Here is a 12435-nt window from a genome sequence, read left to right as displayed (position 1 = left end):
GGCTCCACGGGCAGGTCTTGTGAACCTTACCGCAATGTGACTTTAGAGAGAGCGCATATTCTACTGCGTCTTGCTAAAATCAGCTAGATGTAGAATCAGTATTCTGTAACCTAATTCTGCAAGAAGTGATTTGTTTTTTGTTCAAAATCATTTTTTTAGTCATTCTTGCTAAAAATAAATTGTTGCATGTTTATTCAATAACATAATAAAACCCGAACTAAGACAAACTATGTCGCACCAAGCTAGTGCTTTTAAGTTTTTTTTGGCATGATCAGGTTTTATAGTTTTGAATAATGATAAATGGAACAAATGCGTTGGTTAGAGCTGCTGTCTGCAGTTCGTTTAGGTAGCAAAAAAAGTAGTACAGAACTGGCTCGTAGCCCATTCCATAAAGATTATGACCGCATTATATTTTCTCAAAGTTTTCGTCAGTTAAACCGTAAGACTCAAGTTCATCCTCTAGCACAGCATGATGGCATTCATACCCGCTTAACACACTCCCTTGAAGTTTCCTGCATTGGTCGCTCAATGGGTATGCTTGCCGCAGAAAAAATAAAAGACGAATTACCCGTCTGGATTTCACCTGCCGATGTTGGGGCAATTATTCAGGCAGCATGTCTGGCCCACGATATTGGTAATCCCCCTTTCGGGCATGCGGGTGAATATGCAATTCGCGAATGGTTCGATGATGCCTCGCATGATGATTTTTTGAAAAAACTAAGCCCCGAAGAAGAAGCTGATGTTCGTCAGTTTGAAGGTAATGCTCAAGGATTACGTCTATTAAGTCGCATTGACTATCATCCAAATGATGGCGGTATGCGCTTAACTTATGCAACTTTAGGTGCTTATCTAAAATATCCATGGCTTTCAAAAACAATTGCTTCTCAGGGTGACCGCCCTTCCCATCAAAGAGCAAAGTTTGGTTGTTATCAGTCTGAAAAAGAAATTTTAAAACAGATTGCAGAACAACTTGGATTGATTCAACTCGGCGAATATCATTATTGCCGTCATCCACTCACTTACCTGCTAGAAGCTGCTGATGACATTTGCTATGCCCTCATTGATTTAGAAGATGGCATTGTCTTGAATATGCTGAGTTACCAAGAAGTTGAACCAATATTCCTAAATCTTATTGCCGACTATGGTCAGCCTGAAGAGTTATCTCATCCAAACAGTACATGGCAACAAAAGATTTCGGCATTACGTGGTCGTGTCATGAAACGGCTTGTAGATGAAGTTACTACAGCCTTTGCTAAACATCATTATGAAATCATTACAGGTCAGCTTAAAGGCAATCTTTTGCAATATTGTTCGCCAGATATTGCAATTGGTATTGAAACTGCCAAAAATCTGGCACGTGATAAAATTTTTGAGCACCCGCAGAAGTCTGGTTTAGAAATTATTGCGCACCAAAGTTTACAAACGATTTTGGATGCATTTGTACCACTCACAACTCCGCATAAATCTTTAAGCTTTAAAGAACAACGTTTAATGTCTATCCTTAATCTATATGGTGCTAACTTTAGCAATAATCACTACAGCAATATCATGCAAGTCCTCGATATTATCAGTAAGTTCTCAGATCATCAGGCTTATAGCTTGGCGCAAGAGCTACAAGGCAATAAAATAGGTTTGTTTTAAGCTGGCTTGATATAGAAAGAAATAAAACTAGTGTCGTTTTCAATTCATTTTAGAACGACCAGATTTACAGTTATGAATAAGTGAAATTACGCTATGATCGGATGTTTAATTGGCGAAGTGTTTGCCCTAGAAGCCCCTACTGTCTTACTAAATGTAAACGGTGTGGGTTATGAAATTGATACGCCACTTTCAACATTTTGCCAATTACAAAAAGGCCAGAAAGTTACGTTATGGACGCATTTAGTTGTTCGTGAAGATGCTCAACAACTCTACGGTTTTAGCGATGCTCAAGAGAAAACAATTTTCCGCACCTTATTAAAAGTAAATGGTGTCGGCCCGAAAATGGCATTGGGTATTTTATCGACACTAAGCGTTGAGTTATTGGTTCACACCATTGAACATGATGATATAAATACGCTGGTCAAAGTTCCAGGGGTTGGCAAAAAAACAGCTGAACGTTTAATGATTGAACTCCGTGATCGTTTCAAAACATTGGCTCAAGGCACTTCAACTGTGGCGACCATGCCTCAAATTCAATTTGCTGCAAACTCTCCTGTTGCAGAAGCAGAAGCTGCGTTGCAATCTTTAGGTTATAAGCCACTTGAAGCACAAAAAGCTGTTGCTGCGGTTAAAGCCGATTACACAGAATCAGCCGATATTATTCGTGCTGCTCTTAAATCCATGATGAAGTAAAACACTTATGCAAGACCGTTTAATCAGTGGAACAGAAAAACCTGAAGATCATTTTGACCGGGCTATTCGACCAACTTCTCTTGCCGACTATATTGGACAACCAGTCGTACGCGAGCAAATGGAAATTTTCATTGGCGCTGCTCGTGGTCGTGGTGAAGCACTCGACCACACACTGATTTTTGGTCCGCCTGGCTTAGGAAAAACAACACTAGCTAATATTATTGCACGTGAAATGGGTGGCAACCTCAAATCTACTTCGGGGCCTGTCTTGGAACGTGCAGGAGATTTAGCAGCAATGCTGACTAACCTTGAAGAAGGCGATGTTTTATTTATTGATGAAATTCATCGTCTTTCACCGGTGATTGAAGAAATTCTGTATCCAGCGATGGAAGATTACCAACTTGACATCATGATTGGTGAAGGCCCTGCTGCTCGTTCAATTAAACTCGATTTACCGCCTTTTACACTTGTCGCTGCCACCACACGTGCGGGTTTACTGACCTCACCACTACGTGATCGCTTCGGTATTGTGCAACGTCTCGAGTTCTACTCTGTAGAAGACTTGACTCATATTGTGTCACGCTCTGCAAACTTAATGGATGTACCCATTACAGTTGAAGGCGCAGAAGAAGTAGCTCGTCGATCACGTGGAACACCTCGTATCGCTAACCGTTTATTACGACGTGTTCGTGACTATGCACAAGTGAAAGGCACAGGCGAAGTGACCCATGAAATGGCACAGCGTGCGCTTGATATGCTCAATGTTGATAAAGCTGGCCTAGATACCCTAGACCGACGTTACTTGAGCATGCTACTCGAGCGTTTTGATGGCGGTCCTGCTGGAGTTGAAGCGCTTGCAGCAGCGATGGCTGAAGACAGCGGTACACTTGAAGACGTGATTGAACCTTATTTAATTCAACAAGGTTATGTCATGCGTACTGCACGAGGTCGGATTGCAACCAACCAATCTTATTTACAGTTTGGAATGACACCGCCTGAGCCTAAAAACTAATCAAAGGAAGAGAATTTTCTCTTTCTTTTTTAATTTAATCTCTCTATCCAATTAAAATAATAATTGTCTTATCAATAAATTAGCTACTCTATACCTTTTAAGTCTTTCTTTATACCTTATTGATTTTTTAATATTTCTAAAAACTACATTATAAGAAATCTAGATAGCAAATCTTATGAACAATAATATTTTTAGGATAAGGACATGTACAAAAAAGCCGCTTTGATTTTTCCACTCGCTCTAATGAGTCAGCTGAGCCTAGCAGATTGGGTAAAAGATGCTGCACAACAAAATGAAAATCAGGTTATTCAATTAAGACAACATATTCATGAGCATCCTGAACTTGGCAATATGGAATTTAAAACATCTGCACTAGTTCAAAAAGAATTAAAGTCCTATGGCATTCAGGTCAAAACAGGTTATGCGAAAACAGGTGTTATTGGCATTTTAAAAGGGAATAAACCTGGCCCTATTATTGCACTTAGAGCCGATATGGATGCACTACCTATGGAAGAAAAAAGTGGTGTTCCCTTTGCGAGTAAACAGAAAGCAATTTATCAAGGAAAAGAAACTTACGTAATGCATGCTTGTGGACATGACGCACACACTGCAATGTTATTAGGCGCAGCAAAAATTCTGGCTGCCAATAAAGATAAAATATCGGGTACCGTTGTCTTTGTTTTTCAACCCGCTGAAGAAGGTGGAGCAGATATAGACAACTTTACGCAGGGTGATCAAATCGGCTCAAGAAAAATGATCGCAGATGGCGCATTTAGAGATTATAAACCCGAGGCTATTTTTGGAATGCATGTCATATCTGGTATGCAAAGTGGACACCTTTATTATAAAGATGGTGCCATTTTAAATAGTGCAGATCACTTGCGTATTCAGGTCAACGGCAAGCAGGTACATGGCTCAACCCCTTGGTTAGGTAGAGATCCGATTTATGCATCGGCACAAATGATTAATAATTTGCAGAGCCTTATTAGCCGAAGAACTGATCTCACCCAAGGCATGGGCGTTGTCAGCATCGGTAACATTCAAGGGGGTACAGCAGGCAATGTGATTCCAGAACAAGTCAATATGATTGGGACTATTCGCTCTAACAACGAGCAGATACGGGCAAATATCTTAAAAAGTTTACCAACCCTGATAGAGCATAACGCTCAAGCCAATGACGTGACCGCCAAAGTTGAAATTGCTCCTTACGCTCCAGTAACCATGAACGACAAAGCGCTCACTCAGTTTATTCAGCCAACTCTAGCCAAAGTTGTTGGCGATTCAAAACTCCATGTTTTAGATCACAATGCAAGCGCAAGTGAAGATTTTGCCTATTATGGCAAGTTAATGCCCTCATTTTTTGTTTTCTTGGGCGCAACTCCAGAAAATCAGGACTTAACTCAGGCGGCACCAAATCATAGTCCTTATTTTATTGTAGATAACAAGGCTTTAAAAACTGGGACCGAGCTACATGTAAGATTCGTATTAGATTATCCGAATATATCAAAACAAGTTCAAACTTCATGGAAGCCCTCTTAACTTTAAAAGCTTGCTAGCCATAAGATGTAGCGTTTTTAGATTAGAAATACAGCAACCGCAATTGAAAGGTTGTGCCATAGGACTTAGTATGCAATCTGCTAAACTGCCCCGTATTTAAAAGCAGATGTATGGCTGTTGAATAGAGCTGATGTTTTATTCAAAGCCATATTTTAAATATAAAGCTCTATAGTGAACTAAAACGGAATACTCTCATGGCGAATCATTTTGAATTCAACATTCGTGTTTATATTGAAGATACGGACGCAGGTGGTATTGTTTACCATGCCAACCATATTCGCTATATGGAACGTACCCGTACTGAATGGCTCCGTGCTTCTGGCGTTGATCATTACTGGCATCAAAAAGACTACAACTTTGTCGTACACAAAATTGACGTAAAATACATGCGTCCTATTTTAATGGATGATTTAATTACTGTTACAGCACGTGTAGTTTCATGTAAAGCTGCGTCATTTGTGTTGCAACAAAATATTTATCGTGGTGAAATCTTGCTTGCTTCTGGCGAGGTTGAGTTGGCATGTTTAAGTAAAGAACTTGTAGCTCGTCGTCTTCCAGAAGAAATACGTGATCTTATTCGTAAAGAATTGGAACAAGACTAAAAAAACAACCGGCATATGTAACCTATGGCAACAAACATTGAATCAACCCTGCATATTTCTGACCTTATTTTACAAGCAAGTCCAGTCGTTCAGTTGGTCATGCTAATTTTATTGTTAGCATCGATCTTTAGTTGGTATCTGATTGCCAAGTTACATATGAGTTATAAAAAAGCACATCAAGACGATGAACATTTCCAAAAAATGTTCTGGTCTGGTGCCGAACTCAATACGCTTTATAACAATGCTCAACTCAACTCAAAGCGCTCTGGGCTTGAAGATATTTTTTATCAAGGGTTGAGCGAATTTTTTAAACTTAAAAAGCGTCAGGCTCCTGTTTCACAAACAATTGAAGGCACTGAACGTATTTTGCGTGTAGGTTTGAGTCGTGATCAGAGCCATTTAGAATACGGCTTAGGTACTTTAGCAAGTATCGGTTCTGTAGCACCGTACATCGGTCTATTCGGTACTGTTTGGGGTATTATGAATGCCTTTATCGGTTTAGCTGCGGTTGATCAGGTAACTCTAGCAACTGTTGCACCGGGTATTGCCGAAGCACTTATTGCAACTGCAATTGGTTTGTTTGCCGCAATTCCTGCTGTATTAGCTTTTAACCATTTCACTGCTAAAAGTGAAAGTGTTTATTCTGATCGCGCTTTATTTGCTGAAGAGATGATTGCTTTATTGCAACGTCAATCTGTGGGTTCATCACAGGAAGATGCATAATGGCAATTCAGCGTTCAGGGCGCTTTGAGCGCATAAAAAAACCATTAAAAAGTGATATGAACGTCGTACCTTATATTGACGTTATGCTCGTGCTTTTGGTTATTTTTATGGTAACTGCCCCTATGATTACCAGTGGTATCAAGGTTGATTTACCTCAAGCAAATAACCATCCAATTGAATCAAAAGATATGCCAGCCATGGTAACAATTGGCAAAGATGGCAATATTTATCTTCAGTATGAAGATTACAAAGATAATGAACCATTATCTCGTGAAAAACTTGAAGAAGTTTTAAGCGATGCTCAAAAACAAGCTGAACAAGAAAACAAACAACTCACAGTTTTAGTCAATGGTGATAAGTCTCGTCCTTATGGAGAAGTCGTATCATTGATGGCGAGTTTACAAGAAGCAGGTTTAACTCAAGTTGGCCTTCTGACAGAGCCTTTAAAATAAGCTATGAACAAAAATCAAAAGCCGCCCTTTAAACAAAATGCGATTGCATTGAGCTTTACACTCGGAGTTCATGCAATTGCCATTGTTGGCTTGCTTTTTTTAGGCTTGAGTAAACCACCTGAACAGCCAAAAAAGCTAACAACTATTTTAGTTAAGCCAGAAGATTTGCCTCCTCCTTTAGCAAAAGAAGTTGAACAAGAGACTACAGCTACCAATGAAGCAAAAGAGGTATTAGCCCCTATTGTGGATGAAACGCTTCCTCAAAATCTTCCGACTACGCCTCCTCCTCCAACAGCTCAACAACTTGCCGCCCAACAGCAAAAGGCTGAACAGGCACAACAAGCTAAGTTAGCTGAGCAAAAACGTAAAGCTGAAGAAGCTGCAAAAGCTAAACAAGCAGCAGCGGAACAGCAACGTAAAGAGGAAATACAAAAACAGCAGGCTGAAGCTAAAGCAAAATCAGAAGCTGAACAAAAGCGTAAGGCCGAACAAACGGCAAAAGCTCAAGCAGATGCCAAAGCTAAACAAGAGCAAAGTGAAGCTCGTAAAGCTGCTGAAGACGCTAAACGTAAAGCTGAGGCTGATGCAAAATTAAAACGTGAAGCTCAAAAGGCCGAAAACGCTAAGCTTCAAGCACAACAAGAGGCTAAGCGAAAAGCTGAGGCCGATGCGAAAGCCAAGCATGAACAAAGTGAAGCCCGTAAAGCTGCCGATGACGCTAAACGAAAAGTTGAAGCTGCTGCTAAAGCTAAACAGCAAAAAGCTAATGACGATGCTAAACGTAAAGCTGAAGCAGATGCTAAAGCTAAGCAACAAAAAGCTGAGGAAGCTAAACGCAAAGCTGAGGCCGATGCAAAAGCTAAGCAACAAAAAGCCAATGACGAGGCTAAACGTAAAGCTGAGGCCGATGCAAAAGCTAAACAGCAAAAAGCTGATGATGCTAAACGTAAAGCTGAGGCCGATACGAAAGCCAAACAGCAAAAGGCTGCTGACGATGCTAAACGCAAAGCTGAGGCTGATGCTAAAGCCAAGCAAAAAGCTGCTGACGATGCTAAGCGTAAAGCTGAAGCAGAGGCCGAAGCCAAAGCTGCATCTGCTCAAAAAGCACAAGAAGAGGCAGCTCAAAAGAAAGCTGAAGCTAAAAAGGTTGCTTCTTCAGCTAGACGCGATTTTGAGCAAAAAATTCGACGCTCTTGGGATGTTCCAACTGGCAGTAGTGGTAAAACAGTTGGTGTTCGTTTTACCCTCTCCGATTCGGGAAGCGTTAATTCTATTGTGATCACCCGTTCAAGCGGTGACGATGCTTTAGACGCAAGTATTAAAGCTGCAATTCAAGCCGCAGCGCCATATCCTATGCCATCAGATCCAGATGCAAGACGTGAAGCAAGAAGTGTTAGCTCTACATTTAGAGCGCAATAATTTTGAAAGAGTTACATGCTTTAAATAGTTTAAGGCATGTAACTATGCTACAAAATCAACAGTCACAAAAATACCTGCTATGACTTTAAACTTATGAATACGAGCCGCAAACACCTGCTATCTTTAGCACTGATCACTGCCTTAAGCCCTATTGCTTCTACCACTGCTTTTGCCCAGTTATATCTGGAAATTGCCAAAGCACCAGATCAGGCACCCAAAATTGCTATTGTCCCATTTACAAACGACAATGGGCTCTATCCTATTGTTGAAACAGACTTAAACCGTTCTGGGCGCTTTACAAGCTCATCTAAAAACTTACCTGCCAATGCTGCAATTAATCAGATTCAAGCTTCTGACTGGCAAGCCGCGGGTATTCCATATGTAGTTACTGGTCAAATTAAACAAACAGCGACAGGTTTTGAAGTTCACTACCAACTTTATGATGTACAAAAGCAACAATACATTTTAAATGAACTTTTAAATGTACCAGCTGCTCGCATACGTCAGGCTGGTCATATGGTAAGTGATGCTATTTATCAAGCGCTTACTGGCATTCCTGGTGACTTTAGCGGCCGTATTGCATATGTACTAAGAAACCCTGCAACACCTGCCGAGCGTTATACACTACAAATTGCAGATACGGATGGTGAACAACCAAAGACTGTTTTATCGTCTCGTGATCCAATTCTTTCTCCGGCATGGACACCAGATGCTAAAAAAATTGCTTATGTTTCTTTTGAAACTAAACGTCCAGCAATTTATTTACAGGATTTATCAACTGGAACACGTGAAGTTCTTACTAGTTTCAGAGGTCTAAACGGCGCACCAAGTTTCTCACCAGATGGCCAATCAATGCTGTTTACAGCATCTATGAATGGCAACCCTGAAATCTATCAAATGGATTTATCAACTCGCCAAGTCAAACGCATGACAAATGACTCGGCAATTGATACCGAAGCACGTTACACACCAGATGGAAAATCCTTTATTTTCACTTCTGACCGTGGTGGCTCTGCCCAAATTTATCGTTATACCTTTGCTGATGGCTCAGTAAAACGTCTAACGTTTAAAGGGTCATTTAATGCACGTGGAACTCTGAGTGCAGATGGCAAAAAGATTGCACTTGTTCATCGCCCAAGTGGCAGCAGTTATAAAGTTGCAATTCAAGACATTAATACTGGCATCACCAATATTCTTACCCCAACTAGTTTAGATGAATCACCAAGTTTCTCACCAAATGGGCAAATGGTGGTCTACGCAACTCGTGAAGGCAACCGTGGCTTGTTGTCTATTATGTCTACTGATGGACGTTTCCGTATGAATTTACCAAGCGAACAAGGTGAAGTACGTGAACCAGCCTGGGCACCAAAATAACTTTTAATTCCATTGACGGAGATGATCATGAAATCAATCAAATATTTAGCTCTACCCTTTCTTAGCGTAGCACTCGTAATGACAGGCTGTGCTAGCCGTAAACCTGCAGCGACTACCACAACTGGTACAAATCCAAGTACGGTAAACACTTCTGGTTTAAGTGAAGATGCTGCATTAAATGCTCAAAATTTGGCAGGCGCTTCATCTAAAGGTGTAACTGAATCAAATAAAGCGGCTTTGGCTAAACGGGTTGTTCACTTTGATTATGACAGCAGCGATTTATCTACTGAAGACTACCAAACACTTCAAGCTCACGCTCAGTTCCTTATCGCAAATGCAAATTCAAAAGTTGCATTAACAGGCCATACAGATGAACGTGGTACACGTGAATACAACATGGCTTTAGGTGAGCGTCGTGCTAAAGCTGTACAAAGCTATTTAATTACCAATGGTGTAAACCCGCAGCAACTTGAAGCTGTAAGTTATGGTAAAGAAGCTCCTGTTAATGCGGGACATGATGAATCAGCGTGGAAAGAAAATCGCCGCGTTGAGATTAATTACGAAGCAGTCCCTCCTTTATTAAAATAAGGGATATGCATAAAAAAACGCTCATAATAATATGAGCGTTTTTTTATTACTTAAGAAGATTTCTTTTCTTCTTCAGGATGTTGCATGGACTCAATCAAATCATGCTTATTAAAATCTTTATATTCAGGTTTTGCCTCATAATCTTTCCAAGCTTCCTGAACATTTTCTTTCGAAATTTCATCTAGATTGATTGGTTCACCTGCTGTGGGGGTCGCATCAAACTTCTTTGTTGTCATTTCGATTCTCCTAAAAATATACAATCCTTTGTAATGCAATCAACATACCATTTTAATTGGGGCTTGTAAGCATAAATCCAACACAAATAAAGTAAGATAATTTTTATTTTGTGACATTCTCATCTAGAATATGCCACGTATTTATCTGACTCATTTTGATGCTTGAAGCACAGGAGCGTTTTTTTATGTCCAACCTCACTTTGTCCCAATTTTTACAACAACAAAAAGGGAATCTAACACCTGAGTTGGCTCAAGTCATCGATACTATTGCCACGACCTGTAAAACAATCGACCAAGCATTACAAAAAGGTGCTCTGGCTGGTATTTTAGGTAGTGCTGGCAATGAAAATGTTCAGGGTGAAACACAGAAAAAACTTGATGTGATTTCGAATGACTACTTAATTGATGCTTTAAAAGTACACCCGCATGTAGGCGGTCTCGCTTCTGAAGAGCTTGATGAGTTCACACCTGCACAAGAAAATGGTAAATACCTCGTTTTATTTGATCCATTAGATGGCTCAAGCAATATCGATATCAATATGTGTGTAGGCACGATTTTCTCTATTTTGCCTGCAAAAAATGCCGTAACACAAGCAAACGATTTCATGCAAGCTGGTACACAGCAAGTTGCTGCTGGTTATGTACTTTATGGCCCATCAACTATGATGGCTTTAACGGTTGGAAATGGCGTAGCATTCTTTACTTTAGATCCAGAAACTCAAACATTCTTGCTGACGAATGAGAATGTACAGGTTGCAGCAGATACTCAAGAATTCGCTATTAACGCATCTAACCAGCGTCATTGGGAACAACCCGTAAAACAATATATTGATGAATTACTCGCGGGCAAGACATCTGTTCGTGAAAAAGATTTCAATATGCGCTGGGTCGCATGTATGGTTGGCGATATTCACCGTATCTTATGTCGTAGTGGTATTTTCCTTTACCCATACGACTTAAAAGATCCGAAAAAAGCAGGTCGTTTACGTTTAATGTATGAAGCAAACCCAATGAGTATGCTCATTGAACAAGCAGGTGGTGCATCAACTACTGGCCGTGTACGCATTCTAGAGATTGAACCTACAGAACTTCACCAACGTGTACCTGTAATTATCGGTTCTAAAAATGAAGTTGAACGCGTAACAAGCTACCACTAATAATTTTAATTACTTAGGGCATCATAGTATGATGGTGCCCTTTTGTTGGATATTTTCTTATGGCGGTTATTTTTTTAGAATCAAAAGACAATGCAAAAATTAAACATTTGCGTGGATTAATCGAACTCAGTAACGCCCGAAAAAAGCACCAACAAACCGTTCTTGAAGGCACACATCTTTGTTTGGCGTGGTTACAACAGCAAAAAAAGATTTTTTCTTTATTTACCACAGAACAAGCATTAGAACACGAAGATTTAAAGAAAATAACAGAACTACATCAAGGCCATATCTTTGTTATTAGTGAAGTTTTATATAGAGATTTGAGCACATTAGGTACAAGCTTACCTTGTTTAGCGATTATTGATTTACCTAAAACTGCATCAACTATCGACTACAATGTAGACACCTTAATTCTAGAAAATATTCAAGATCCGGGTAACGTAGGTACACTTCTACGTTCAGCAGCAGCAGCAAATATTAAACAAATCATTTGCACACAAGGCTCTGCATCACTTTGGTCACCACGAGTTTTAAGAGCAGGTATGGGCGCTCATTTTAGCTTACATTGTTTTGAAAACTTCCAGCTGACAGATATCCTTCCAAAATTTCAAATCCCGGTTTTTGTTACTAGCTCTCATCGCTCAACCAGTCTTTACTCAAAAGACCTATCTAAACCGTGTGTGTGGATTTTAGGAAATGAAGGTCAAGGTGCAAGCGATTACGCGTTAGATCACGCACAATCAGTGACTATTCCTCAACCGGGTGGACAAGAGTCATTAAACGTGGCAATTGCAGGATCTATTTGTTTTTTTGAGATGGTTCGCCAACGCCAATAAAACGTTAATTTATTTTACATCGCACATATTTGTGAAAAAAATCAATTACACTAGTAAAAAATAACCGATTGTTGTCAACCTCCCACCTCTTTTCAACGTTATATAAGAGATATATTGAAGATAAGGTGGGTATGTCCAATGACAG

13 protein-coding genes are annotated in these 12435 nt (G+C 40.0%); 12 read left to right on the top strand and 1 reads right to left on the bottom strand.

All coding sequences use genetic code 11. The features are described 5' to 3' along the window. Positions 1–300 precede the first annotated feature (300 nt). From WBW42_RS08705 to pal, 10 genes are all read left to right on the top strand, one after another. Positions 301–1641 carry a deoxyguanosinetriphosphate triphosphohydrolase gene (locus tag WBW42_RS08705; RefSeq protein ID WP_002118538.1) on the top strand — a complete coding sequence of 447 codons (1341 nt, stop codon included), beginning with the start codon at positions 301–303 and terminating at the stop codon, positions 1639–1641. Positions 1642–1734: 93 nt separating this feature from the next. After that, complete coding sequence (gene ruvA, locus WBW42_RS08700; RefSeq protein ID WP_002118762.1) at positions 1735–2334, top strand: Holliday junction branch migration protein RuvA; 600 nt, start codon at positions 1735–1737, stop codon at positions 2332–2334. A gap of 7 nt (positions 2335–2341) precedes the next feature. Further along, positions 2342–3346: a Holliday junction branch migration DNA helicase RuvB gene (gene ruvB, locus WBW42_RS08695; RefSeq protein ID WP_002052424.1), complete on the top strand. Its 1005-nt coding sequence runs from the start codon at positions 2342–2344 to the stop codon at positions 3344–3346. A 204-nt stretch (positions 3347–3550) separates the two neighbouring features. Then, a complete protein-coding gene (locus WBW42_RS08690) occupies positions 3551–4885 on the top strand; it encodes a M20 family metallopeptidase (protein WP_032055192.1) in 1335 nt (444 codons plus the stop codon). 212 nt (positions 4886–5097) lie between these two features. Next, positions 5098–5505, top strand: a complete 408-nt coding sequence (ybgC, locus tag WBW42_RS08685; RefSeq protein WP_004699892.1) for a tol-pal system-associated acyl-CoA thioesterase — start codon at positions 5098–5100, stop codon at positions 5503–5505. 24 nt (positions 5506–5529) lie between these two features. Beyond that, positions 5530–6228, top strand: coding sequence for a protein TolQ (gene tolQ, locus WBW42_RS08680; RefSeq protein WP_016140259.1), 699 nt, complete (start codon positions 5530–5532; stop codon positions 6226–6228). Beyond that, a complete protein-coding gene (tolR, locus tag WBW42_RS08675) occupies positions 6228–6680 on the top strand; it encodes a protein TolR (protein ID WP_005067772.1) in 453 nt (150 codons plus the stop codon). Before tolQ ends, tolR begins: the two co-directional genes overlap by 1 nt. A 3-nt stretch (positions 6681–6683) precedes the next feature. Continuing rightward, complete coding sequence (gene tolA, locus WBW42_RS08670; protein ID WP_032055189.1) at positions 6684–8099, top strand: cell envelope integrity protein TolA; 1416 nt, start codon at positions 6684–6686, stop codon at positions 8097–8099. Between the two features lie 93 nt (positions 8100–8192). Beyond that, a complete protein-coding gene (gene tolB, locus WBW42_RS08665) occupies positions 8193–9473 on the top strand; it encodes a Tol-Pal system beta propeller repeat protein TolB (protein WP_002118491.1) in 1281 nt (426 codons plus the stop codon). A gap of 27 nt (positions 9474–9500) precedes the next feature. Next, positions 9501–10061, top strand: coding sequence for a peptidoglycan-associated lipoprotein Pal (gene pal, locus WBW42_RS08660; RefSeq protein ID WP_032055187.1), 561 nt, complete (start codon positions 9501–9503; stop codon positions 10059–10061). 50 nt (positions 10062–10111) lie between these two features. Here the strand turns inward: pal and WBW42_RS08655 are convergent, their stop codons facing one another. Further along, positions 10112–10297, bottom strand: a complete 186-nt coding sequence (locus WBW42_RS08655) for an NF038105 family protein (protein ID WP_002118730.1) — start codon at positions 10295–10297, stop codon at positions 10112–10114. Between the two features lie 185 nt (positions 10298–10482). Here WBW42_RS08655 and WBW42_RS08650 point away from each other — a divergent pair, with 185 nt between their 5' ends. Further along, complete coding sequence (locus WBW42_RS08650) at positions 10483–11454, top strand: class 1 fructose-bisphosphatase (RefSeq protein ID WP_017399238.1); 972 nt, start codon at positions 10483–10485, stop codon at positions 11452–11454. Positions 11455–11513: 59 nt separating this feature from the next. Continuing rightward, complete coding sequence (locus WBW42_RS08645) at positions 11514–12290, top strand: TrmH family RNA methyltransferase (protein ID WP_002118372.1); 777 nt, start codon at positions 11514–11516, stop codon at positions 12288–12290. The last annotated feature ends 145 nt before the right edge of the window (positions 12291–12435 follow it).

The organism is Acinetobacter sp. LT1 (genome assembly GCF_059800965.1).
The sequence above is the reverse complement of the archived record's forward strand: the minus strand, read 5'-3'. Positions and strand labels throughout refer to the sequence as shown.